Origin of the sequence: Cupriavidus sp. DF5525 (assembly GCF_040149425.2) — a bacterium.
GTDB classification, from domain to species: Bacteria; Pseudomonadota; Gammaproteobacteria; order Burkholderiales; family Burkholderiaceae; genus Cupriavidus; species Cupriavidus pickettii_A.
Genome location: NZ_CP168265.1, coordinates 961,421 through 984,497 on the forward strand (window position 1 = coordinate 961,421; position 23,077 = coordinate 984,497).

Annotated in this window: 19 protein-coding genes and 1 tRNA gene; 7 read left to right on the top strand and 13 right to left on the bottom strand. The window is 66.6% G+C overall.

Going from position 1 to position 23,077, the window contains the following annotated elements:
- The first annotated feature begins 1 nt into the window (after position 1).
- Positions 2 to 1,630 carry an NAD(P)/FAD-dependent oxidoreductase gene (locus ABNX08_RS04625; protein WP_022533992.1) on the top strand — a complete coding sequence of 543 codons (1,629 nt, stop codon included), beginning with the start codon at positions 2 to 4 and terminating at the stop codon, positions 1,628 to 1,630.
- Here the strand turns inward: ABNX08_RS04625 and ABNX08_RS04630 are convergent.
- On the bottom strand, positions 1,627 to 2,892 hold the full coding sequence (locus ABNX08_RS04630; RefSeq protein ID WP_022533993.1) for a TIGR03862 family flavoprotein: 1,266 nt from the start codon (positions 2,890 to 2,892) through the stop codon (positions 1,627 to 1,629). The genes ABNX08_RS04625 and ABNX08_RS04630 overlap by 4 nt on opposite strands.
- 92 nt (positions 2,893 to 2,984) lie before the next feature.
- Between ABNX08_RS04630 and ABNX08_RS04635 the strand changes: the two genes are divergently transcribed.
- Positions 2,985 to 3,560 carry a DUF1415 domain-containing protein gene (locus ABNX08_RS04635; RefSeq protein WP_349609522.1) on the top strand — a complete coding sequence of 192 codons (576 nt, stop codon included), beginning with the start codon at positions 2,985 to 2,987 and terminating at the stop codon, positions 3,558 to 3,560.
- On the opposite strand, the gene ABNX08_RS04640 is transcribed toward ABNX08_RS04635, so the two are convergent.
- Positions 3,561 to 4,394, bottom strand: a complete 834-nt coding sequence (locus tag ABNX08_RS04640; protein ID WP_022533995.1) for an SAM-dependent methyltransferase — start codon at positions 4,392 to 4,394, stop codon at positions 3,561 to 3,563.
- Positions 4,395 to 4,690: 296 nt separating this feature from the next.
- Here ABNX08_RS04640 and ABNX08_RS04645 point away from each other — a divergent pair, with 296 nt between their 5' ends.
- Both ABNX08_RS04645 and ABNX08_RS04650 read left to right on the top strand, forming a co-directional pair.
- A complete protein-coding gene (locus ABNX08_RS04645; RefSeq protein WP_022533996.1) occupies positions 4,691 to 6,304 on the top strand; it encodes a DUF342 domain-containing protein in 1,614 nt (537 codons plus the stop codon).
- 291 nt (positions 6,305 to 6,595) lie between these two features.
- Complete coding sequence (locus ABNX08_RS04650) at positions 6,596 to 6,751, top strand: hypothetical protein (RefSeq protein WP_022533997.1); 156 nt, start codon at positions 6,596 to 6,598, stop codon at positions 6,749 to 6,751.
- Positions 6,752 to 6,822: 71 nt separating this feature from the next.
- Here ABNX08_RS04650 and ABNX08_RS04655 read toward each other — a convergent pair whose 3' ends face one another.
- Entirely contained in the window at positions 6,823 to 7,935 is a 1,113-nt protein-coding gene (locus ABNX08_RS04655) for a CapA family protein (RefSeq protein ID WP_349609519.1), read from the bottom strand.
- A 220-nt stretch (positions 7,936 to 8,155) separates the two neighbouring features.
- Here ABNX08_RS04655 and ABNX08_RS04660 point away from each other — a divergent pair, with 220 nt between their 5' ends.
- From ABNX08_RS04660 to ABNX08_RS04670, 3 genes are all read left to right on the top strand, one after another.
- A complete protein-coding gene (locus tag ABNX08_RS04660) occupies positions 8,156 to 9,544 on the top strand; it encodes an FAD-binding oxidoreductase (RefSeq protein ID WP_022534000.1) in 1,389 nt (462 codons plus the stop codon).
- Positions 9,545 to 9,660: 116 nt separating this feature from the next.
- Positions 9,661 to 10,578 carry a polyphosphate kinase 2 gene (gene ppk2 / locus ABNX08_RS04665; protein ID WP_041681273.1) on the top strand — a complete coding sequence of 306 codons (918 nt, stop codon included), beginning with the start codon at positions 9,661 to 9,663 and terminating at the stop codon, positions 10,576 to 10,578.
- 57 nt (positions 10,579 to 10,635) lie between these two features.
- The gene (locus tag ABNX08_RS04670; protein WP_041680963.1) at positions 10,636 to 10,863 is read left to right on the top strand and encodes a hypothetical protein; all 228 of its coding nucleotides are present in this window, start codon (positions 10,636 to 10,638) and stop codon (positions 10,861 to 10,863) included.
- Positions 10,864 to 10,986: 123 nt separating this feature from the next.
- On the opposite strand, the gene ABNX08_RS04675 is transcribed toward ABNX08_RS04670, so the two are convergent.
- The 10 genes from ABNX08_RS04675 to pepN all read right to left on the bottom strand — a co-directional run bounded on the left by ABNX08_RS04675 (position 10,987) and on the right by pepN (position 22,819).
- Positions 10,987 to 12,051 carry a 2-aminoethylphosphonate aminotransferase gene (locus ABNX08_RS04675; RefSeq protein WP_022534003.1) on the bottom strand — a complete coding sequence of 355 codons (1,065 nt, stop codon included), beginning with the start codon at positions 12,049 to 12,051 and terminating at the stop codon, positions 10,987 to 10,989.
- Positions 12,051 to 13,247, bottom strand: coding sequence for a phosphonopyruvate decarboxylase (gene aepY / locus ABNX08_RS04680; protein WP_022534004.1), 1,197 nt, complete (start codon positions 13,245 to 13,247; stop codon positions 12,051 to 12,053). The genes ABNX08_RS04675 and aepY overlap by 1 nt, the downstream gene beginning before the upstream one ends.
- Complete coding sequence (gene aepX / locus ABNX08_RS04685) at positions 13,244 to 14,950, bottom strand: phosphoenolpyruvate mutase (protein ID WP_349609516.1); 1,707 nt, start codon at positions 14,948 to 14,950, stop codon at positions 13,244 to 13,246. Before aepX ends, aepY begins: the two co-directional genes overlap by 4 nt.
- Positions 14,947 to 15,723 carry a phosphocholine cytidylyltransferase family protein gene (locus ABNX08_RS04690; protein WP_041681274.1) on the bottom strand — a complete coding sequence of 259 codons (777 nt, stop codon included), beginning with the start codon at positions 15,721 to 15,723 and terminating at the stop codon, positions 14,947 to 14,949. Before ABNX08_RS04690 ends, aepX begins: the two co-directional genes overlap by 4 nt.
- A 29-nt stretch (positions 15,724 to 15,752) precedes the next feature.
- Complete coding sequence (locus tag ABNX08_RS04695) at positions 15,753 to 16,757, bottom strand: flippase-like domain-containing protein (protein WP_022534007.1); 1,005 nt, start codon at positions 16,755 to 16,757, stop codon at positions 15,753 to 15,755.
- A complete protein-coding gene (locus ABNX08_RS04700; RefSeq protein WP_022534008.1) occupies positions 16,754 to 17,581 on the bottom strand; it encodes a hypothetical protein in 828 nt (275 codons plus the stop codon). Before ABNX08_RS04700 ends, ABNX08_RS04695 begins: the two co-directional genes overlap by 4 nt.
- Positions 17,582 to 17,588: 7 nt before the next feature.
- Positions 17,589 to 18,257, bottom strand: coding sequence for a CDP-alcohol phosphatidyltransferase family protein (locus ABNX08_RS04705; protein WP_041680964.1), 669 nt, complete (start codon positions 18,255 to 18,257; stop codon positions 17,589 to 17,591).
- 498 nt (positions 18,258 to 18,755) lie between these two features.
- A tRNA-Thr gene (locus ABNX08_RS04710) sits at positions 18,756 to 18,831 on the bottom strand.
- A gap of 141 nt (positions 18,832 to 18,972) precedes the next feature.
- Entirely contained in the window at positions 18,973 to 19,989 is a 1,017-nt protein-coding gene (locus ABNX08_RS04715) for a class 1 fructose-bisphosphatase (RefSeq protein WP_022534010.1), read from the bottom strand.
- Positions 19,990 to 20,122: 133 nt separating this feature from the next.
- Positions 20,123 to 22,819 carry an aminopeptidase N gene (gene pepN, locus ABNX08_RS04720; RefSeq protein ID WP_349609512.1) on the bottom strand — a complete coding sequence of 899 codons (2,697 nt, stop codon included), beginning with the start codon at positions 22,817 to 22,819 and terminating at the stop codon, positions 20,123 to 20,125.
- Positions 22,820 to 23,077 lie beyond the last annotated feature (258 nt).

The window sequence follows — 23,077 nt, forward strand, 5'->3', positions numbered from 1 at the left end:
CATGCTACGTCTAAGTGAAGTCAAACTCCCGCTCGACCATACCGAAAGCGACCTGGACGCCGCCGTGCGCGCCAGCGCGGCGCAGATCGGCGTCAAGGGAGACGGCCTGATCGGCTATACCGTGTTCCGCCGTGCCCACGATGCGCGCAAGCGCTCGGATATCAAGCTGACCTACATCATCGATATCGAAGTCAGTGACGAAGCCGCGGCGATCAAGCGCATGGCCGGCAAGCCGAACTGGAGCGTGACGCCCGACATGGAGTACCACTTCGTCGCGCGCGCGCAGGCCAGCAGCTCGCATCCGCGCCCGGTGGTGATCGGCATGGGCCCGTGCGGCCTGCTGGCCGGCCTGATCCTGGCGCAGTCGGGCTTCCGCCCGATCATCCTGGAGCGCGGCAAGGAAGTGCGCGAGCGCACCAAGGACACCTTCGGCCTGTGGCGCAAGAGCGTGCTCAACCCGGAGTCGAACGTGCAGTTCGGCGAAGGCGGCGCGGGCACGTTCTCGGACGGCAAGCTGTACAGCCAGATCAAGGACCCCAGGCACTATGGCCGCAAGGTGCTGAACGAGTTTGTGCGTGCCGGCGCGCCGGAGGACATCCTGTACAAGGCGCGCCCGCACATCGGTACCTTCCGCCTGGTGAGCATGGTCGAGAAGATGCGCGCCGAAATCATCGAACTGGGCGGCGAGATCCGCTTCGAGACGCGCGTCGACGATTTCGAGATCGACGACGGCCAGGTACGCGGCCTGAAGCTGTCCAACGGCGAATACCTGGAAGCCGACCACGTCATCCTGGCGGTCGGCCACAGCGCGCGCGATACCTTCGAGATGCTGCACGAGCGCGGCGTGTTCATGGAGGCCAAGCCGTTCTCGCTGGGTTTCCGCATCGAGCATCCGCAGGGGCTGATCAACCGCAGCCGCTTCGGCAAGTTCGCCGGCAACAAGCTGCTGGGCGCGGCCGACTACAAGGTGGTGCATCACTGCAGCAACGGGCGTTCGGTCTACAGCTTCTGCATGTGTCCGGGCGGCACGGTGGTGGCGGCAGCATCCGAGCCGGGCCGCGTGGTCACCAACGGTATGAGCCAGTACAAGCGCGCCGAGCGCAATGCCAACGCGGGCATCGTGGTGGGCATCACGCCGGAGGACTATCCCGGCGGCCCGCTGGCTGGCATCGAGTTCCAGCGCAAGTGGGAAGAACGCGCGTTCGAACTGGGTGGCAGCAACTACTGCGCGCCTGGCCAACTGGTGGGCGATTTCATTGCCGGCCGGCCGTCGACCTCGCTGGGCTCGGTCGAGCCCTCGTACAAGCCTGGCGTGACGCCGACCGACCTGAGCACTTCGTTGCCGGATTACGTGATCGAAGCGATTCGCGAAGGCATTCCCGAGATCGACAAGAAGCTGCCCGGCTTTGCGCTGCACGATGCGGTGCTGACCGGCGTGGAGACGCGCACTTCGTCGCCGCTGCGCATCCGCCGCAACAACGACGACTACCAGAGCATCAATGTGAAGGGCCTGTACCCGGCGGGCGAAGGTGCGGGCTATGCCGGCGGCATCTACTCGGCCGCGATCGACGGCATCGAAGTGGCCGAGGCGGTGGCGCTGAGCCTCGTCGGCGGCAAGGCCGCCGCCTAAGCCTGCTGCAGGTACGCCGCGGCGCCCAGCGCCGCGGTGCGCCCGCTGGCGAAGCATGCCGTCAGCAGGTAGCCGCCGGTGGGCGCTTCCCAGTCGAGCATCTCGCCCGCGCAGAACACGCCGGGCATTGCGCGCAGCATCAGCCGTTCATCCATCGCTTCGAAACGCACGCCGCCGGCGCTGCTGATCACTTCATCGATTGGCCGCGCGCGCAGCAGCCGCAGCGGCAGCGCCTTGAGCGAGATGGCCAGCGTGCCGGGGTCGTACATCGCGTCCTTCAGCAGGCATTCGCGCAGCAGCGCTGCCTTCACGCCCGTGATACCGAGCCGGCTTTGCAGGTGGCTCGACAGCGAACGCGAGCCGCGTGGGTGGTTGGCCTCGGTGCTGACCTGTTCGGCGTTGTGCGAAGGCAGCAGGTCCAGGTGGATGACCACGTTGCCTTCGGCTTCGAGGCGGTCACGGATCGGTGCCGACAGCGCATAGACCAGGCTGCCTTCGATGCCGTTCGCGCTGATCACGAACTCGCCCTGCCGGTAGTGCGGATGGCCGTCGGGATCCGTGAGGGCGATGGCCACCGGCTTGACCGGCGTGCCCGCGAAGCGCGAGGCAAAGCCTTCGCTCCACGCCACATCGAAACCGCAGTTGGCCGGCCGCAATGGCGCAATCTCGACACCGCGCTCCGCCAGTCGCGGCACCCACGCGCCATCCGATCCCAGCCGCGCCCAGCTTGCGCCGCCCAGCGCCAGCACCACGGCGCGAGCCTGCACGGACACTTCGCCGTGCGGCGTAGCGAAGCGCAGGGTGTGCTGCGCGCCGTCCTCCCAACCCAGCCAGCGATGGCGCATATGGAACTGCACGCCGGATTCACGCAGCCGGTGCAGCCAGGCGCGCAGCATCGGCGCGGCCTTCATGTCGGTCGGGAAGACGCGGCCCGAACTGCCGACAAAGGTGTCGATGCCAAGCCCATGCACCCACTCGCGCAGGGCCTGCGGGCCGAAGCCCGCTAGCATCGGCGCGATCTGTGCCGCGCGGGTGCCATAGCGGCCCAGGAAGGCCGGCTCCGGCTCCGCATGCGTCAGGTTCATACCGCCCTTGCCGGCCATCAGGAACTTGCGCCCGACCGACGGCATCGCGTCATACAAGGCCACGCTGACACCCTGTGCCGCCAGCACTTCGGCGGCCATCAGCCCGGCCGGGCCGCCGCCGATGATGGCAACGTCGGTACTGGTGCTGTGCAGGGAAGGGTTGAGGGAAGAGGGCATGGGGAAGCTCAAGGGACGGCGAGGGTGTTTCCGCCGCGGATTATAGAGCCTGCGGCAGCGCTAGAATGACGGTTTCCCCGAGTATTGCCATCATGTCTTCCGCCGCCACCTCCGCAGACACCGTCATTGCCGCCACCCGCCACTGGCTGGAGCGCGCCGTGATCGGGCTCAATCTGTGCCCGTTCGCCAAAAGCGTGTATGTGAAGGAACAGGTCCGCTACGTGGTCAGCACGGCCACGGAAGCGCCGGATGTGATGGACGACCTGGAACGCGAACTGCGCCTGCTGGAGGCAGCCGACCCTGCGCAGATCGACACGACGCTGCTGATCCTGCCGGATGCGGTGGCGGACTTCCTCGACTTCAACGACCTGCTGTATTTCGCCGAGCGCCTGCTCGGCAGCCTCGGCCTGGAAGGCACGCTGCAGATCGCCAGCTTCCATCCGCACTACCAGTTCGCGGGCACCGAGCCGGACGATATCGAGAACTACACCAACCGCGCCCCGTATCCGATTCTGCACCTGCTGCGCGAAGACAGCATCGCGCGCGCGGTGGCGGCGTTCCCGGATGCGGCGGATATCTACGCGCGCAACCAGGCCACCATGCGCCGCCTCGGCCATGCCGGCTGGCAGCGCTGGATGGCGGGCGAGGACGAGCCGCGGAAAGGCTGATTACGCCGGTGTGGTGAAGAAGCGCTCGCGCATCTCCTCCAGCCCGAGTTGTTCCAGCACGTCCTCGAGCCGCTCGGCCGGGCGCCGGCGCGGCAGGTCCTTGTATTGCGCGATGATCAGCTCGTTCTTCATCGAGTGTTCCCAGCCCACCAGCTCGGTCACGCTGACCTGGTAGCCGTGCGCCTCGAGCTGCAGGCAGCGCAGCACGTTGGTCACCTGGCTGCCGAACTCGCGCGTATGCAGCGGATGGCGCCAGATCTCGGTCAGCGGGTTGCCGGCCAGCAGCTTGCCCTTGTGCTTGCGCAGCACGCTTGCGACTTCCGCCTGGCAGCACGGCACCAGCACGATATGCCGCGCCTGCTTGGCCAGCGCGAAGCGGATCGCGTCGTCGGTCGCGGTATTGCACGCGTGCAGCGCGGTAACCACGTCCACCTTCGGCGGCAGCTCCGGCGAGGTGATCGAATCCGCCACCGACAGGTTCAGGAACGACATCCCCGGAAAACCCAGCCGCGCGGCCAGCGCCTGCGAGGTCTTCACCAGCTCTTCGCGGGTCTCGATGCCGTAGATGTGGGAGTCGTCCTGCAGCGTCTTGAAAAACAGGTCATACAGGATAAAGCCGAGGTAGGACTTGCCGGCGCCATGGTCGGCCAGCGTGACGCGGCCGCGGTCCTGCTTGACCTCCTGCAGCAGCGGTTCGATGAACTGGAACAGGTGGTAGACCTGCTTGAGCTTGCGCCGGCTGTCCTGGTTCATCTTGCCGTCGCGCGTCAGGATATGGAGTTCCTTGAGCAGCTCGATGGACTGGCCGGGGCGGATTTCGTGGGTATTGGACATGGGGGACTGCACAGGCTGGCAGGGCGCGGCGCGCCCTGGAATGCCGACAGTTTACCCAAAAGTCCCGCCGGGCCCCGCCGGCGCAGGTGGCCCAGGTGGCGCAGGTGGCGCAGGTGGCGCAGACCCCACCTCGGCAGGGTATGTTGTGCGCTCAAGTTTGGCGACCCTTCTGCCGTTGGTCATAGATCGATAACAAGCGGAGCGCCGGCGCCATGGCCGGCCGTCCCGCAGTGCGGTACTGCCATGTGGAACAGCCCGTGGCGGGCTGCCTCTCCACAAGAACAGTCGGGGGACTCATGATTCACGAGTCAGGTTTGCGCCTGGAGCTCACGGAGCCAGGCGAGCAGGTGCATGCGCGCTACACGCCGGAGCCCGGCAGGTTACCGCCGGATCACGACAGCCTCAAGCAATGCCTGGCCAGCCTGGGCTGGGCCGGCGCGCGGCTGGAAGCGCGCGCGGTGGCGCAGTTCCTGGCGCAATGCCAGCGCGCCGAGCATGAGATCGACGCCACCATCGGCGCGCTGATCGACGGCGCTTTTGAACTCGATATCACCGGCGACGGCCTGGCCGTGCGGCTGACGCTGATGCCGCCCGAAGGCGGAAGGCCGGTCACCGCGGAGGACATCCGCCGTGCCGTGGCGGACCTTGGCGTGGTGGCGCCGATCCAGAGCCTTGCATTGGATGCCGCACTGGCCGAAGGCACCTGCGAGCTGCGCACCATCGCCGCCGGCGTGGCACCCCGCCAGGGCGAGCCGGCGCGCTTCGTCAACCTGCTTGAGCCGCGCAAGCCGGCGCAGGCCGACGACGAAGCCACCAAGGTCGACCTGCGCGACCTGGGCAACCTGCTGCTGCTCAGCCCCGGCACGCCGCTGATGCGCCGCATCCCGGCCGTGCCCGGCAACGACGGCGTGGACGTGTTCGGCAAGCCCATCGCGGCAGATCCTGTGGAGGATCCACCCTTCGCAGAAGGCCTCACCGGCGCGGCCGCCGATCCCGACGATGCCAACCTGCTGGTCGCGGTGATCGCAGGATCCCCTGTGGTCGGCGTCTATGGCATCTCGGTCAGCCCGGTGGTGCAGGTGGAGTCGGTCGACCTGCATTCCGGCAATGTCGCGTTCGACGGCACGCTGCGCGTGTCGGGCGATATCCGTACCGGCATGTCGGTAAGCGTGAGCGGCGACGTGGTGGTCGAAGGCACCATCGAGGCCGCCAACGTCGAGGCGGGCGGCAACGTCGTGGTCAAGGGCGGCATTATCGGCAAGGCCAAGTCCAGACACACCGAAGGCGGTATCAGCCGCGCCAGCGTGCGCTGCAAGGGCGCGGTGAAGGCGCGCTTTATCGAGAACGCCGTGGTCGAGGCCGGTACCGAGGTCACTGTCGACAGCGGCATCCGCCAGAGCGATGTTGCCGCGGGCGAGCGCATCGTGGTGGGCGGCCCCGGCGTGCAGGGCAGCATCAGCGGCGGCCGCAGCCGCGCCATGCTGGCCGTGCGCGCCGCGGTGCTGGGCGCCCCGGCCGGCACCGCCACCAGCGTGCAGGTCGGCCTGAACCCCTACGCCGACGCGCAGCGCGCCGCGCTGGAAGGCGATCGCCGCCGGCTGCTGGAAGAGCAGAACAAGGTCAGGCAACTGGTGGCGTTCTTCGCCCAGCACCCGGACAAAGCCGTCGGCGACCTGCGCGAGAAGGCGCGCGCGACGCTGTTCAAGCTCTCGCGCGACCTGTTCGAGCTGGAGGGGCGGCTGACCGAACTCGGCCAGCAGATGCAGCCCGCCGCCGACGCCGTGATCGACGCCGCGCACCGCATCCACGGCGGCGTTACGCTGCAGGTAGGCAGCCGTGTGCTCAAAGTGATGGAAGACAAGCCTGGCGGGCAGATCCGGCTCGTCGACGACCGCATCGCGGTGACCTGAGCCGGCGCCGCATAGCAAGCCTTCTGGACGCTTCCCTCCCCGGAGATTTGTACTATGCTGCAGTTATGTCCTGGGGTGCCGCAGGATGGGCGAGAAGAGCTAGCGTCGGGCAGTGAATGCAGAAGCGGAATCAGCAAACTGTGGAAGCGTTACACAGAACCGACACACGTGGCACTTGAATAACCGGAAGGCCAGCCAGCACGGCTGGCCTTCCTGCTTTCTGCGTCCCTGCAACCGCCTGCCAGCCGACCTACACTGAAGGTGCAACCACACTACCGACAGGAGGTTGCTATGGCTGCCACAATGATCACTGCGCTGGTGTTGATCGCCCTGGTTGCCTGTGCGGCGATCGTCATCTGGGTCCTGCGCGAAAAGAACCCGACGCTGCTGCAGCAACAAGAGCAGTCGGTGAAGACCTGGTTCGATCACATGATTCACCGGCATTAGAAAACGGCCTCGCGCGCGGGGCCACACGTTGTCAGCCCGCCTCGCCGGCGGGCTTTTCATTGGCGCAGGCCTCACGCCGCGAACACGCGCAACTCGTGCACGCCACTGCGCTCGCAACTTGTGCCAAGCGCGCGCCCTTCGTCCGCGAGCATCGCCAGCAGCCACGCGATATCCACTTCGCGCGCATATTGCAGCCGGAAATGGCTGCGGCGCAGCGGCACCAGCCGCAGGTCGGCGCGGCCGCCGCGATCGAAGCTGACGAAGGCCATCAGCGCCAGGTCGGGCCGGTACTCGTCGTAGCCGCCGATGCCTTCGTAGTCGTTGATGAAGTCGCCGCAGCCGTAGAGGATCGGCTTGCCCGCATGCAGCTCGATGCCGAGCGGATGGTGCGAGGAATGGCCGTGGACGATATCCGCGCCGGCGCGCCCCACCAGGCCGCGTGCGAAGGCGCGTTGCGCCGGGTCGATGCGGTAGCCCCAGTTCGGTCCCCAGTGGATTGAAATCACTACCACGTCGCCCGCCCGCCTGATGCCGCGCACTTGTGCCGCGATGCGTTCAAGCGAAGCATCGGACCAGTCATCGAGCAGGTTCACGCCCGAATGCCCGGCACTGGCGCGCCACGCCGCCGGCGTGCCGGCGTTCTCCATCGCAAAGCCAAGCACCACCACGCGGCCGCCGCCCGGCAGCGGCAACAGCGCGGCACGTGCGGCGGAGGCCTCGTCGGGGCCGGCGCCGGCATGCGCGATGTGCGCCCCGTCCAGTGCTGCCAGCGTATCGTCCAGCCCTGCGCGTCCCCAGTCGAGCACATGGTTGTTGGCCAGTACCGCGCAGTCGATGCCCGCCGCCTGCAGGCAAGCGATATTGCCCGGATGCATCCGGTAGTGCACCGACTTGCCCGGCCAGGCGTCGTCGCTGGTGGTGATGGCGGTTTCGAGATTGACGATGCGCGGCCGCGCCGCGCGGCTTTCTAGTTCCGCCAGCGCCACGCCCCACGGGTATTCCGGCGCGGCGAGGCGCGCGATCGGTCCGGCTTTGCGCTCGGCAAGGTGCACGTAGTCGAGCGCGGAATGCACATACGATTCGTGCAGCAGCGGCTGGCTGGGATGCGCGAGGATCTGGTCGATGCCGCGGCCGGTCATCACGTCGCCGCAAAGGAATAGGGGAGGTGAGGTCGAAGGGTTCATGGCGCTGTTCGTTAGGCGCTGCGATTGCGCGCCGTCGATTCATGATAGGCCGGCATGGCGGCATGATCGCCGTACCGCACTTGCCGCGCGCACTACCCAGTACACGTTTACATTCATCCGGTGCCCGCCTTAAATGGTGAAGTCATCGGTCCTCGTGGTCATCACTTCCCCATCCGCCGCGCGCCGTCCGATATTCGCAACCAGCATCGGGAGGCACATCATGGCCCAGCTATCCAGCGAACTTGTCGAGGGACTCAAGTCCCGCCTGAGGGGGCAGTTGCTGCAACCGGCCGACCCCGGCTACGACGAGGCCCGCAGCATCTGGAATGCGATGATCGACCGCCACCCGGCGCTGATCGTGCGAGCCGCCGGCACTGCCGACGTGATCGCCGCCGTCAATTTCGCGCGCGACAACGGCGTGCTGCTGGCGATACGCGGCGGCGGCCACAATATCGGCGGACTGGCGATCTGCGAAGCCGGCATGGTGCTCGACCTGTCGCAGATGAAGTCCGTGCGCGTCGATCCCAAGGCGCAGCGTGGCTACGTGGAGCCCGGCGCCACGCTGCGCGACTTCGACCATGAAGCGCAGGCCTTCGGCCTGGCCACGCCGCTGGGCATCAACTCCACCACGGGCGTCGCGGGGCTGACGCTGGGCGGCGGCTTCGGCTGGCTCAGCCGCAAGTTCGGCACCACGGTCGACAACCTGGTATCGGCGCAGGTGGTGACTGCCGACGGCAAGCTGCTGCGCGCCAGCGCCGACGAGAACGCCGACCTGTTCTGGGCGCTGCGCGGTGGCGGCGGCAACTTCGGCGTGGTGACCATGTTCGAGTTCCGCCTGCACCCGGTGGGGCCGGAAGTGTATGGCGGCCTGATCGTCTATCCGCTGGAGCAGGCGGCCGCCGTGATCCCCGCCTACCGCGAGCTGTACGAGTCGATGCCGGACGAGCTGACCGTATGGGTGGTGCTGCGCCAGGCGCCGCCGCTGCCGTTCCTGCCTCCCGAGGCGCACGGCAAGCCGATCGCGGCGCTGGCGATCTGCTATATCGGCCCGCCCGACAAGGGTCCCCAACTGGTCGAGCCGCTGCGCAAGCTTGGCACGCCCTACGGCGAGCACGTCGGCCCGATGCCATTCACCGCCTGGCAGCAGGCCTTCGATCCATTGCTGACGCCGGGCGCGCGCAACTACTGGAAGTCGCATAACTTTGCCGGCCTGGACGACGGCATGATCACGATGCTGATCGAGCAGATCGGCAAGCTGCCGTCCCCGCAGTGCGAGGTCTTTATCGGCGCGATGGGCGGCCAGACCAACCGCGTGGCCCCGGACGCGACCGCTTATGCCAGCCGCGACGCCAAGTTCATCATGAACCTGCACGGGCGCTGGGATTCGCCTGCCGACGACGACCGGTGCATCGCCTGGGCACGCGAAGTGTTCCGCGCGGCGACGCCCTATGCACTGGGCAGCGTCTACGTCAACTTTCTGACCCAGGAAGAGGTCGACCGCGTCGGCGCGGCGTACGGGCTCAACTATGACCGGCTGGTCGAGGTGAAGCGGCGCTACGACCCGGACAACCTGTTCCGTCATAACCACAACATCAACCCCTCGGCGTAGCTGGCGTAACCTGCATGCAGGGCGGGCCTGCCGGGGCAGGCCCGCCCGCCTTCACGCGGCTGCAACACTGGCATGCGAGCATTGCCGCGACCGCGTTGTATCCACAGGGAGAGCAGATGAGACCGGGAGAGGCAGATCTTGTGCGGCGTATCCACAATGAAGTCGCCGACTACTACGACGAAGAGATCGAACTGGAACTGGACGATCGCGAAGCCAGCGAGGCCTTCGGCGATCCGGTGCACCTGTCCGACGAGGCCGAGCAGGACAGCCGCCGGCGCTATTTCCGCGAGCTGTTCCGCCTGCAGGGCGAGCTGGTGCGGCTGCAGAGCTGGGTCGCCGCCACCGGGCACAAGATCGTGATCCTGTTCGAGGGGCGCGACGCCGCCGGCAAGGGCGGCGTGATCAAGCGCATCACGCAGCGGCTCAACCCGCGCGTATGCCGCGTGGCGGCACTGCCAGCGCCCAACGACCGCGAGCGCACGCAGTGGTATTTCCAGCGCTACGCCGCACACCTGCCGGCCGCCGGCGAAATCGTGCTGTTCGACCGCAGCTGGTACAACCGCGCCGGCGTCGAGCGCGTGATGGGCTTCTGCAACGACGACCAGTACGAAGAGTTCTTCCGCTCCGTGCCCGAGTTCGAGAAGATGCTGGTGCGCTCCGGCATCCAGGTGATCAAGTACTGGTTCTCGATCAGCCACGACGAACAGCGCCTGCGCTTTCTCAGCCGCATCCACGACCCGCTCAAGCAGTGGAAGCTCAGCCCGATGGACCTGGAGTCGCAGCGCCGCTGGGAGGACTACACCAAGGCCAAGGAAATCATGCTCGAGCGCACCCATATCGCCGAGGCGCCGTGGTGGGTGGTGCAGGCCGACGACAAGAAGCGCGCGCGGCTGAACTGCATCCAGCACCTGCTCAGCCAGGTGCCCTATGCGGAAGTGGAAGCGCCCACCGTGGTGTTGCCGGGGCGGGAGCGGCACGAGGACTATGTGCGGCAGCCGGTGCCGAAGGAGATGATCGTGCCGGAGGTGTATTAAGGGGGTAGGGTATGCACGGGGTGCGTCATCGGTCCCGTTGTTCGCCGGCTACCTATAATGAAAACGGCCACCTGGATAACAAGGGTGGCCGTGATCGTGGAACTGCTCGTATTCTGGGCGGCCATTCTTGCCGCCTACCTCCTGATGAAGCACGCCGGCTGCTTCAGCCAGCCTGTGCTCTATCCCGACCCCGAGCACCCGTTCCGGTACTGGTGGGCGCGGCGGGTGGGGCGCCCGCCGCCATCGCTGGCCGAGCCCAGGCAACAAGAAACCCGGAGAGCCTGACGCCGTCCGGGTTTGTGGATCGAGTCCTCAGCTCAACGCTTCATCAGTCGTCGCGGTGACGCGGCATCGCCAAATCCTGCCGTCGAGGTAACTGTGCGGTCACCGCAGCAAGCCGAAGTGGCATCAAGTCATCAATGCCGCAAACCCCCGCAGCAGGCGCTCGATGTCGTGCGCCTGGATATGTCCCATCGTGGAGATCCGGAATAGTTCGCTCGACAGCTGCCCCTGCCCTGCATAGATCACAAAGCCGCGCGCTTTCAAGCCGTCGTGCAACTGCGTGTACGACAAGCTTGCCGGCAAACGGTAGGCGCGCAGGACGACGGAGGACTGGTCCGCCGGCAACGCGCTTGCGATGCCACGCAACGCAAGTCCCGCGCGCACTTGCTCGGCCAGGGCCGCATAGTGCGCGTGCCTGGCGGGCTGGCCGCCGCTGTCGTGGAGCTCGCGCAGCGCTTCCACCAGGGCGTAGTAGGCGTGCACGGACGGGGTGAAAGGGGTGTTGCGCTGATCCTGCAGGCGTGCCAGCCGGCCAAGATCCAGGTAGTAGGTCCGGCTTGCGGCCTGGGCCAGCGCGTCACGCCGCGCGATCACGAAGGCGGCCCCCGGCACGCCGTGCAGGCACTTGTTGGCAGTGGCGGCCACGGCGGCAATGCTGCCGCCGAAGTCGATCGCCTCGGCGCCGAAGCTGCTGACGGCGTCGACCAGCAAGCGAACGCCTCGCTGGCGGCAAACGGCGTCGAGCGCGTGCAGATCGTTCAAGCGCCCGGTCGTCGTTTCATGGTGGATCACCGCCACATGGCCGATGGTCCGGTCCGCGTCGAGCATAGCGGCCAGCCGGTCGGGATCGGGCGCCTGCATCCAGTCATGCTTGAGCACCTCATGGTCGATGCGGTATTGACTCGCAATCTGCGTGATGCGCTCGCCGTACACGCCGTTCTCGACAATGAGCAGCTTGCCGCCCGCGGGCACCAGCGCGGCAATCATGCTTTCGACTGCTGCTGTGCCTGACCCAGTCATCAATATCGCAGCCCACTCGGCGGGGTCCAGCCGGTAGATGTCGAGCAGCCGCGCGCGCGCCTCGTCCTGCAAATCGAAGAATTCGCTTTCGCGATGACATAGGTCGGGCTGCAGCAGGCTGCGGCGGACGCGCTCAGACAAGGTAACCGGGCCGGGGTTGAGCAATAGCATCAGTTCTCTCCGTGATCAGCGCCGATGTGGCGCGCGAGGCGTGACTTCACTTCCGCGGGGGTGATGGTGGGCCGGGGCAGGCCATCCGGCGTGCCGGCGCGTATCATCAGCCGCACGAAACGCGAGCCGGGAGCGGGTGCACCCGGCTCGACAGGCACAGCCGCCGCAAGCCAATCGTCAAGCAGCTCGAGGCGGTCGCCTTCGACCGCCGAGGCATAGCCGCAAGCCGCCGCCACGCCGGCGAATGACACATTGGGCGACACCGTGGCCTGTGCGCCGGTCGAGTCGTGTGCGCCGTTGTCGAGCAGCACGTGCGTGAGGTTCGACGGGCCGTATGCACCCAGCGTGGCGAAGTTGCCCATGCGCATCAGGGCGGCGCCATCGCCGTCGATGGCGACCACATGCAGGTCCGGGCGCACCAGTGCGAGGCCGAGCGCAAACGGCGCCACGCAACCCATCGAGCCCACCATATAGAGCTGGTTTGGCCGGTCATCGAGCGCATACAGTTCGCGGCCGCAGAAACCGGTCGATGCCAGTACCACCGTCGAAGCGGCCGGCGTATGTGCAATCACGCGCTGCAAGGCATCGCGACGCGAAGGCAGCGCATCCGGCGCGCCCCCCCGCCATTGCGTGCGCACCGCGCATCGCGCACGCGGCGCGGGTCGATCCTGCGGCTTGAGCGCATAGGGCGCGACACTGCCCTTTTGCATGACCAGCGCGTAAGGGCGTCCGGTCGCGTCCATATGCGCCAGCGCGCGATCGAGCGCCGGGCCGATGGCGGCCGCGTCGGTCGGGAACAGCTCCCAGGGTATCTCCATGGTGTCGAGCATCGCAGGCGTGATCGGGCCCATCAGCGCGTGCTGCGGCTCGTCCGCGGTGCCCGGTTGCCCTCGCCAGGTCACGATCAGCAATTGCGGCAGGCGAAACGTCCAGGTCAGCGAAGTGAGCGGGCTCACCGCATTGCCAAGGCCGGAGTTCTGCATCATCGTGATGCCGCGCCGGCCCCCTCTGGCCCCGAGCGTCACGCCTGCGATCAGCGCTACCGCGTCGCCTTCGTTCGCCGACGAGACGTAGTGCAACGATGGATCCTGCAGCACGTAATTGATGAAGGGGGTGAGGTAGGAGCACGGCACCCCCGCATACCAAGAGAAGCCACGCGCCAGCGCCGCCTCGATAAACTGAGCCGCTTCGATCATCGGCGTTTCTCGCTGCCGGGTGCGCCCTCGGCGAACGGCATCCGGGCATGCGCGAATTCGCCCGCGCGCTGGTAGTCCTCCAGGTCGTTCACGCTGCGCCAGTGGCCGTGCACATACTTCACGTCGATCTCCTCGCCTGCATCGATCAAGGCGTTGAGCAGGTCAGGCATGTCCAGCGTGTCGAAATCCGCCCGCGCACGCAGGCCGGCAAGTGTCTGCTGCAAGGCCTCACGCCCGGCGCCGCGCACGCACAGCAGGCCGATCCAGCGCCCCTGCGGCGCCTGCCCGCCGGTGACGGCCACTTCCCGCGCCTTGTTCGACACATGCCGCAGCAGGACCTTCTGGCCGAACAGGGCGCGATCGTCAGGCGCGGAGCAGTAGGCGAAATCGCGTACGCTCTGATTCGCCGGTTGCGTCTGCGACGAGTCGACCACCACGCTGAAGCGGCAATCGCTCTCGAACAGGTCGCGCAGGAAGTAGCTGCGAAAGAGCAGGTCACCGTAGGCGATCACGGTATCTGTATGCAGGCCGTCGGCCGCGCACGCAAGCGACGCCAGTTCGCCGGTGCTTGCGTGGCGCTCGTTGCGCACCAGCTTGACACCCGTGCTCTGGATCGCATCGGCATGATAGCCACCGACCACGGTGATGTCGTGGATGCCCTGCATCTTGAAGGCGTCCACCAGCCAGCGCAGCAGCGGCTTGCCTGCGACCGGCAGCATGACCTTGGGCCGCTCGGCGGTCAGGGCGTCAAGCCCTTCACCCCGGCTCGCCGCCAGCACAACCGCCGCGCCGGGCGCCTCGGAGCCAGACAGGTACAGCCGTTCGGCGGCGGAATACTCGTCGGCATCCTGCAGGCGGAAGATCTCGCTCACCGGCGCGATACGGTCCTCGACATGAACCAGCGTCTGGGTGTCGTGGATCTCCTTGGCCACCGCCTGCATCGACGATGCCGCCGCACGGATCAGGTGGTTGGCCCAGATCACGACGCTGATGCCGGCCTGGCGGAACACCTCGGTGGGGGTGCTGTAGTACTTGGTCGGCACGATCACCAGCGGAGCGCGGCCGGCCCACTCGCGTGCGAACTCGAGGATCTCATCCGGCCGCGACAGCTTGCTGTGGATCAGGATCGCGTCGGCACCGGCCTGCCGATAGGCTTCGGCCCGGCGCAAGGCCTCGTCCATGCCCCAGCCCGCGATCAGTGCTTCCACGCGTGCGACGATCGAGAAATCGGCATCCGTCTGCGTATCCTTGCCGGCCTTGATCTTGCCGCAGAATTCGTCGATGGTGGCCAGCGGCTGGCGTTCGCCGTCGATAAAGCTGTTGGTCTTGGGGAACTGCTTGTCCTCGATGCACAAACCCACGATGCCGCGCTGTTCGAGCTTCCTCACCAGGCGCCGCACATTGTTGAAGTTGCCGTAGCCGGTATCGCCGTCGACCAGGATCGGCAAGCCGCTGGAATCGGCCATGAATTCGAGCATGTCGACCACTTGTGTCCAGCTTGCCTCGTTGTTGTCGCGCACGCCGAATTGCGCCGAGATCGCCAGGCCGGAGGCCCAGATGGCCTTGAAGCCCGCTTCGCGCACAATCCGGGCCGAGAGTCCGTTGTGGGCCTCCATCATGAATTCAAGTTCGCTGCCCACCAGCAACTGGCGCAGCGCGGCGCTGCGCGACGCCGTGGACCAAGCCGGATCGCGTGCGTTCATGGCGTGACTCCCGAGGAGACTCCAGACCGGCGCCGGAGTTCCGGCAACACTTCATCGCGCGCGCGCACGACGTCGCCCGGGAAGTCGATCTCGAGCCAGGGCGCACCGGTCACGTCCGCGATCTCGAATGCATGGCCGCCCTCCAGCAGCAGATCGCGCACGGCCTCCTCGTGCGGCATCTTCTCCTGGTTGCGCTCGACATACCCCGCGACGATCTGCGCCAGGCGGCGCGCGGTCTGCTCGCTAAAACGGAAGAAGCCGACCGACTCGCCGATCGTGTCATATTCCAGGCCCACCGCGACCTGCTTGCGCAGCTCGACTGGAAGGCCGTCCCGCAGGCAAAGCTTGACTGGCTCGTCGCCGGTTTCGAAGTCGCGGTCGATCAGCAGGCGGTTGACGCTTTCGCCGGCGACCAGCGCGGCGAGAATGCGCTCGTCGTAGAGCACGTCGGCGTCCATCAGCAGCACGTCGCCGCCGCGCGTGAGCGCGTCGGCAACGGTGTGCACGGTCAGGACGCTGCCGAGCTCGTAGCGCGGATTCAGAACGATTTCAGGATGGGGCGAACGTCCGAGCCGGTCGAGTTCGGCCTTGACCTGCTCAGGCTGGAAACCGAGCGCAAGCACGATCTCCGTGACGCCCGCCGCGTCCAGCATGCGTAGATGCCGTTCCAGCAGGGTGATGCCATCGAAGCGCAACAGGCATTTCGGGAATTGTTCTTCGGGCGGTTGCTGCAAACGCAGGCCAAGGCCCGCGGCAAGAATAATCGCTCGCATATTTTTCTCCGCTTCCATGCAAATCGCCATCAATCGGTAGCCGGCACACCCCCCATGCTTCGCCGCCGGTGGTTTCGTTCACTCCAGTACAAATACAGAAGCCCGGGCGCGCCAAGCGCGATTTCCCGGGCGCGCTTGATCAGCGACAGCGCCAGCGCCGCGTCGGCAGGCAGGCCCACCAATGGCGCGAGCAGCAGGTAGCCACCCTCCTGGGCGCCCAGCGAGCCGGGAATCGCAAACGCGGCGCCGCGGATCGCCTGCCCGGCGCTCTCCAGCAGCAAGGCGTCGAGCCAGCTGACGGGATGGCCGAGAAACCGCAGGGCCAGCCACACCTCCCCGGTGCCGACCAGCCAGCCCGCCAGGCTCAGCGCGAAGGTCGCGGCGACCTTGCCGGGCGCGCGATAGATCTGGCGCACGGCTGCGTCCACGGCATCGGCACGCGTCGTCAGCGCAGACCAATCGCGCTTTCCCGACAATTTCGACAGCAAGCGCAGCACGCGCCCAAAGAGGCCGCGCCGCTGCGCCACATAGAACCCGACCATGCACAGCGCCAGCAGCGCGGTGACGGCAATGGCCGGCAGGCGCAAATCCTCGCCCGCGCCGCGCGCCGTGGACGCGCCGAACAGCACGAGTCCGAGCACCGCGAACACCAACTGCGCGATCGCTTGCATCGTCGTGCTGACGGTGATGGCCGCGGCAGCGTCGCGCATGCGCGCACCGCGTTGCGCGAGATGGCGCACCATCACCACCGGTCCACCTAGCTGTCCGGCGGGCAGCAGGCTGTTCACGGACTCGCCCACCCAGCGCGCAAGCAGCGCGTCGCGCATGGTGCGATGCTCGGCGTGGCGATCGAACAGTACGAAGATGGCACCTGCATCCAGCGCCAGCGGCAGCAGGTGAAACGCCACCACCAGCAGGCTCAACCAGCCCGCGGACATCAGCGTCGACGCCACCGAGCCGAATCCGGTGAAGGCAATCAAGGCGACAAAGAGCGCCGCACCGACCGACAGCAAAATCATCGCCGCACGCGTCATGCCCGGGGCTGCTGGCCCTTGGCCAGCCGTTTGAATACTTGCCGGAAGCCGAAATAAGCGAGCGCGTCCTTCATATTGGAGACGAAACGCAGCCAGGGCCGCATGCCCGGGTCGGTGACGTATTCGAAGGTCAGCGACACCCGCATCTGGTTCGCCCCGAGTGGCGTGATGCGGTGGCGCAACTTGTCGCCATCGAAGAAAACGAGGCCACCGGGGGGAATCTGTACCGACCCCGCTTGCGTGGGCACATCGGGCTCGCGCGTGTGCAATTCGTAGTCGAGATGGCACGACGACTCGTCGATCACGCCGAACAGCAAGGTATAGCGCCGGCCGTTGTAGTAAGAGGTGTCGTAATGCCAGCCGATATGATCGCCCTCGCGCGTGTAGTAATAGAGCGCGTAGGCATGCGGATCCTCCTCGGGCGAAGGCAGCAGCTGCTCGCCGCAGATCTGTTCGAGCCAGCCGATCAGCGCCTTGGACCGATAGAGTTGCGCGATAAAAGGTGCGTGCTGGTCGATCGTATGGCGGCTGACGCTGCCGCCCTGCTTGTGGCCCGGGAGATAATTGCGATTGATCTGGTCTTGCAAGGCCCGGGCGCTGGCAACCAGCCCTTCCGTGACGTCGTCCGGCAGGAAGTCGCCCACATGCAAGAACGCACCCTGGCGCTCGAATTCCGCGCGCAGCACGCTGTGCCCGAGTGTGCCAACCCGTGCGGCCACCTCTGTATCGGGATCGGCACGCGCATCGGCAGGGTCGGCGAACGGCTGCTGCCGCTCGCCAGGCAGGGTGAGAAGACCCGGGTCCGCTTCGGCTTGTCCGCTCATCGGCGCCTCATGGTCTGGTAGCCGCTGTAACGGGGCGAGCGCGCCGCACGACGCGCCAGTAGTCGATGATCACCCATGCCGCGAACAAGGGCGCGCCGATCGACGCCGCCGTCAGGAACGGGGCGATGGCACTGCTCAGGGTCACAAGTGGCAGGAGGTAGAGCACATCCTCCGTCTCGAAGCCACCGACCGAGGCCTGTTTCGCGGCGGTCTTGCCAGCGAGCGCTTCGATGCGCATGCGCAAGAAGAAGATCAGCGCCACGGCCACGCCCGCCACGCTGCCGCGCACGACCCCTGACACCGCGGCGTCCGGAAACTGGCCCGAGACGCCGATCCCCATGCTGACGAAGAGCAGGATAGTGACCACTGCGTCGCTGAAAAGATCGTAGAAATGGCCTAACTTGCTGGATTTCCCGCTGATCCTCGCGAGTTCTCCGTCGGTGTGGTCAATAAAATTGGAAAGCACGACCAGCAGCGCACCGCCATTCGCCCAGGCGAAGCCGCCTTGCGTGAGGCACGCCACGCCGGCCATGCCGGTCAAAAGCCGGAGTGTGGTCAGATGATTGGGCGTAACCCAGGAATCCTTGAGCGGTTCGACAAGCCGTCGCGCCAGACGTGCGTCCCATGTGCGCGGAGCTGGCGGCGGCGCAGGCGGATCCATTGGATGGCTGCTCATCTTGCAAATACCCCGCGGCAGGAAATGCGACTTGGCCAGGACCGCAGGGCCAGTTCGCGTGCTTTGCTTGGCAGTGTTTCAATCTGCAGGACCAGGGTCGATCGCGCGCCGGATTCCGCGCTGCAGTCGCGTTCATGCAGTCGCGTCCAAACACTCAAGCCCCGCGCCAGGTGCCGTCCCTTGCGTGCACAAGTCAAGTGCACTCCGGCCTTCATTAGCGTCAATGATAGACGTGATTCCGACAAGCTGTCGAGGCAGCGACCATCTCAGCCTCGAACCCCTGATCACCCACCGCTACTAGCTGGACAAGATCGAGCCAGGCGTCGCTTGCGTGAGATGGTCGATTCATTGGCTCGGATGCGCCCTGATGAATTCCGCATCGGGATCGCATTCCAGTCCCTGCGGAATTGCCGCGGACAACCGGCTACATGGTGGCTACACGGCGCCCAGAAACAACAAAGCCCAACCGGATGGGCTGGGCTAAGTGCTTGATTTTATTGGTGCCGAAGAGAGGAATCGAACCCCCGACCTTCTCATTACGAATGAGCTGCTCTACCGACTGAGCTACTTCGGCAACATGTTCCATGTGAACTGGAACAGCCCGCAATAGTAGCAGCGTTTTATCGGCTTGGGAAGCCCCTGTGCCTCCCGGCCCTCATGCCAATAAAAACGGGGCGCCGGCCGGGCGCCCCGTTTGCTTGCCGGACGGCGAGGCTCAGGCCTTGCCTTCGGCCTCCTGGTGGTAGCGGGTGACGCGCTCCACCTCGTTCTTCGAGCCCAGGATCACTGACACTCGCTGGTGCAGTTTCTCGGGCATCACGTCCATGATGCGTTCGTGGCCATTGGTGGCGGCGCCGCCGGCCTGTTCGACCAGCATCGCCATCGGGTTGGCTTCGTACATCAGGCGCAGCTTGCCGGGCTTTCCCGGCTCGCGCTTGTCCCACGGGTACATGAAGATGCCGCCGCGGGTCAGGATGCGGTGCACGTCGGCGACCATCGAGGCGACCCAGCGCATGTTGAAGTTCTTCCCGCGCGCGCCTTCGTCGCCGGCCAGGCATTCGTCGATGTAGCGGCGCACGGGCGGAGCCCAATGGCGCATGTTCGACATGTTGATGGCGAATTCCTTGGTGTCTTCGGGGATCGTCACGTTGGACTGGGTCAGCACGAAGCTGCCGGCCTCGCGGTCCAGCGTGAACATGTGCACGCCGTTGCCGACAGTCAGCACCAGCGTGGTCTGCGGGCCGTAGACGGCGTAGCCGGCGGCGACCTGGTGGGTGCCGGGCTGCATGAAGTCGGCCTCGGTCACGGTCTGGCCGGGCTTGGGCATGTGCAGCACCGAGAAGATGGTGCCGATCGAGACGTTGACGTCGATATTGGACGAGCCGTCGAGCGGATCGAACAGCAGCAGGTATTCGCCCTTCGGGTAGCGGTTGGGAATCTCGTAGAACGATTCCATCTCTTCCGACGCCATCGCGGCGAGGTGGCCGCCCCATTCGTTGGCGTCGAGGAGCACTTCATTGGCGATCACGTCCAGCTTCTGCTGGGTTTCGCCCTGTACGTTGCCGGTGCCGGCCGAGCCCAGCACGCCGGCGAGCGCGCCCTTGCTGACGGCGTTGGAAATGGCCTTGCAGGCGCGCGCGACCACTTCGATCAGCAGCCGCAGTTCGGGCTGGATCGTGTTGTGCTTGCGCTGCTCCTCGACCAGGTAGCGCGTGAGGCTGATGCGAGTCATGGTTGGTTCTCCTTGGGTGGCCGCAATTCTACATGCCCGGCCCCGGCTGGCCGCGTTGGCGGCATTGCCGGGGGCTGGGCAAAGGGGGCGGTGCGGTGCCTCCTTGTTTGCTTTTTCCGCTCGGTTTCTCCCGTCAGGCGGCGAGCGCCTTGCCGACGATCTCGCGCACGTCGCGCGACAGCGTATTGCTGGCGGCCACGCGCTCCAGCTCGGCACGCATGCGGTCGCGCAGGTTCAGTTCGTACTTCTGCCAGCGGTCCATCACGCGCGCCAGGCGCGCGGCGACCTGCGGGTTGATGGCGTCGAGCGCCAGTACCTGGTCGGCCCAGAAGCGGTAGCCCGAGCCGTCTTCGGCGTGGAACTGCGCCGGGTTGCCGGAGCAGAAGCTGAAGATCAGCGCGCGCGCGCGGTTGGGGTTGCGCAGGTTGAAGGCGGGGTGCTCCATCAGCGCGCGCACGGTGTCGATGGTGCGCTTGCCGGCGTGCGGGCCGACTTCACCTCGCTGCATGCCCTGCAGCGAGAACCATTTGTCGATCACCAGCGCGTCGTCCTCGAAGCGCTCGTAGAAATCCGCCAGCGCATGCTCGCGGCCGGGCGCGAAGCTGTTGACCAGCGCGGACAGCGCGGCGAACCGGTCGGTCATGTTGTCGGCGGTCTGGTACTGCTGGTCGGCGAGGGCCTGCATGTCTGCATCGCGGCTGTCCGCGAGGTAGCCCAGCGCCAGGTTGCGCAGCGCGCGCTTGGCGGCCGAGGCCGCATCGGGCGAGTATGCGCCCGGGGTGGCATTGGCCTCGTAAGCGGCAAGCCAGTCGGCCCGCAGCGCGCGCGCCAGGCCTTCGCGCATGAACTGGCGGGCACGGTGGATGGCGGCGGGATCGGCCACGCCCATGCGCTCGGCCAGGTAGGCCTCGGCGGGCAGCACCAGTGCCTGCTCGTGGAAGGCGGGGTTGAGCGTGTCATCGGTCAGCACGGTGCGCATGGCCTGCACCAGCGCGGGATCGAGCTTGAGCTCGCGCCCGGCCTGCACGTCGGCCACCAGCTGCAGCAGCGCGCGGGTGGCCAGGCGCTGGCCGGCTTCCCAGCGGTTGAAGGCATCGCTGTCGTGCGACAGCAGGAAGGTGAGCTGCGCGTCGGTGTATTCGGCATCGACGATCACCGGCGCGGAGAAGTTGCGCAGCAGCGAGGGCAGCGGGGCGGCCTCGCCTTGTGGCAGGTTGATGAAGCGGAAGCTCTGCTCGGCCTGCGTGAGGTCGAGCACGCGCGTGGTGCCCGCGGGCGCGCTTTCGCCTTCGAGCTGCAGCGGCAGGTCCTGGCCCTCGGCGCCGAGCAGGCCCAGCGCGAACGGGATATGGAAGGGCTGCTTCTCGGGCGTGCCGGCGCGGGTCTCGATGCCGACCTTGGGGCAGCGCTGCGACAGCGTCAGCGTCAGGCTGCCGTCGTCGGCGTTCCACGCGGTGCGCGCGGTCACCACTGGCGTGCCGGCCTGGCTGTACCAGAGGCCGAACTGGGTCAGGTCGCGGCCGTTGGCGTCGGCCATCGCCGCGCGGAAATCGTCGCAGGTCACGGCCTGGCCGTCATGCCGCTCGAAGTAGAGGTCCATGCCCTTGCGAAAGCCCTCGCGGCCGAGCAGGGTCTGGTACATGCGCACGACCTCGGCGCCTTTCTCGTACACCGTGACGGTGTAGAAGTTATTGATCTCTTCGTAGCTGTCGGGACGCACCGGATGCGCCATCGGGCCGGCATCCTCGGGGAACTGCACCTGGCGCAGCACGCGCACGTCCTCGATGCGCTTGACCGCGCGACCGGACTCGGAGCCCATCATGTCGGCCGAGAACTCCTGGTCGCGGAACACCGTCAGGCCTTCCTTGAGTGAGAGCTGGAACCAGTCGCGGCAGGTCACGCGGTTGCCGGTCCAGTTGTGGAAGTACTCGTGGCCGACCACCGCTTCGATATTGGCGAAGTCAGTGTCGGTGGCGGTCTGCGCGTTGGCCAGCACATACTTGGTGTTGAAGATGTTCAGGCCCTTGTTCTCCATCGCGCCCATGTTGAAGTCGCCGACGGCGACGATCATGAAGCGGTCCAGGTCCAGCTCCAGCCCGAAGCGCTTTTCGTCCCAGCGGATCGAGTGGATCAGCGAATCCATGGCATGGCGGGTCTTCTCCATGTCGCGGGCCTCGACCCAGACCTGCAGCAGCTTGTCCTTGCCGGAGGCGGACTGGATGCGTTCCTCGATGCATTCGAGTTTGCCGGCGACCAGCGCGAACAGGTAGGAGGGCTTGCGGAACGGGTCTTCCCACACCGCTTCGTGGCGGCCATCGGGCAGGTCCTGTTTGCTGACGAGATTGCCGTTGGAGAGCAGCACAGGATAGGCGACGCGATCGGCGCGCAGCGTGACGCGGTAGGTCGCCATCACGTCCGGGCGGTCGAGGAAGTAGGTGATGCGGCGGAAGCCCTCGGCCTCGCACTGGGTGAAGAAGTTGCCGTTGGACACGTACAGGCCCGAGAGCGTGGTATTGGCCGCCGGCTCGCAGGCGGTGACGATCTCCAGCGTGCCCTGCGCCGGCAGGCCGGGGATGGTCAGCGTGCCAGCTTCCTGGGTCGCGTTGGCGACCGGCTTGCCGTCCAGGCTGACGCCGATCAGTTCGAGCTCCTCGCCGCACAGCACCAGCGGCGCATCGGGCGCGCCGGCCTGGCGCGCGAAGCGCAGCGTGCTGGTGACGACGGTGCGTTGCGGGTCGAGGTCCAGCACCAGGTCGGCGTGGTCGATGGCGAACGGGGGCGGGGTATAGTCCTTGCGATAGACGGTAACGGGCGTGTCGGTGCGCAGCATGGAGAGATCCTGTCTTCGGAAGACCGTTGGGAAGGGCGGGCCATGGCAGCCGGGGACAAAAGCATGGCGCCGAAGTCCTCATTGTAGCCAAGGGGTCGACGGGGCATGGTTGTCAGCCGCATCGCCGGCCACCGGGTTGCGTGGCGAGGGCCCGCCGGGAATTCCGGCGCCGCGGCGTGGTCTCAGAGACACGTGGGTTTCGAGTGGAAAGTGAGGTAGGACTATGGGGCAGCGCGCAGGCGGTGTCGGCAGTGGCAA

Bases quoted from the DNA above. Each gene is read 5' to 3' on its own strand.
- ABNX08_RS04655 (WP_349609519.1), bottom strand. From the start codon at position 7,935: ATGAACCCTTCGACCTCACCTCCCCTATTCCTTTGCGGCGACGTGATG.
- ABNX08_RS04705 (WP_041680964.1), bottom strand. From the start codon at position 18,257: ATGAGCAGCCATCCAATGGATCCGCCTGCGCCGCCGCCAGCTCCGCGC.
- ABNX08_RS04645 (WP_022533996.1), top strand. From the start codon at position 4,691: ATGATTCACGAGTCAGGTTTGCGCCTGGAGCTCACGGAGCCAGGCGAG.
- aepY (WP_022534004.1), bottom strand. From the start codon at position 13,247: ATGATCGAAGCGGCTCAGTTTATCGAGGCGGCGCTGGCGCGTGGCTTC.
- ABNX08_RS04625 (WP_022533992.1), top strand. From the start codon at position 2: ATGCTACGTCTAAGTGAAGTCAAACTCCCGCTCGACCATACCGAAAGC.
- ABNX08_RS04640 (WP_022533995.1), bottom strand. From the start codon at position 4,394: ATGTCCAATACCCACGAAATCCGCCCCGGCCAGTCCATCGAGCTGCTC.
- ABNX08_RS04715 (WP_022534010.1), bottom strand. From the start codon at position 19,989: ATGACTCGCATCAGCCTCACGCGCTACCTGGTCGAGGAGCAGCGCAAG.
- ppk2 (WP_041681273.1), top strand. From the start codon at position 9,661: ATGAGACCGGGAGAGGCAGATCTTGTGCGGCGTATCCACAATGAAGTC.
- ABNX08_RS04700 (WP_022534008.1), bottom strand. From the start codon at position 17,581: ATGAGCGGACAAGCCGAAGCGGACCCGGGTCTTCTCACCCTGCCTGGC.
- ABNX08_RS04670 (WP_041680963.1), top strand. From the start codon at position 10,636: ATGAAAACGGCCACCTGGATAACAAGGGTGGCCGTGATCGTGGAACTG.
- ABNX08_RS04660 (WP_022534000.1), top strand. From the start codon at position 8,156: ATGGCCCAGCTATCCAGCGAACTTGTCGAGGGACTCAAGTCCCGCCTG.
- pepN (WP_349609512.1), bottom strand. From the start codon at position 22,819: ATGCTGCGCACCGACACGCCCGTTACCGTCTATCGCAAGGACTATACC.
- ABNX08_RS04630 (WP_022533993.1), bottom strand. From the start codon at position 2,892: ATGCCCTCTTCCCTCAACCCTTCCCTGCACAGCACCAGTACCGACGTT.
- ABNX08_RS04690 (WP_041681274.1), bottom strand. From the start codon at position 15,723: ATGCGAGCGATTATTCTTGCCGCGGGCCTTGGCCTGCGTTTGCAGCAA.
- ABNX08_RS04650 (WP_022533997.1), top strand. From the start codon at position 6,596: ATGGCTGCCACAATGATCACTGCGCTGGTGTTGATCGCCCTGGTTGCC.
- aepX (WP_349609516.1), bottom strand. From the start codon at position 14,950: ATGAACGCACGCGATCCGGCTTGGTCCACGGCGTCGCGCAGCGCCGCG.
- ABNX08_RS04635 (WP_349609522.1), top strand. From the start codon at position 2,985: ATGTCTTCCGCCGCCACCTCCGCAGACACCGTCATTGCCGCCACCCGC.
- ABNX08_RS04695 (WP_022534007.1), bottom strand. From the start codon at position 16,757: ATGACGCGTGCGGCGATGATTTTGCTGTCGGTCGGTGCGGCGCTCTTT.
- ABNX08_RS04675 (WP_022534003.1), bottom strand. From the start codon at position 12,051: ATGCTATTGCTCAACCCCGGCCCGGTTACCTTGTCTGAGCGCGTCCGC.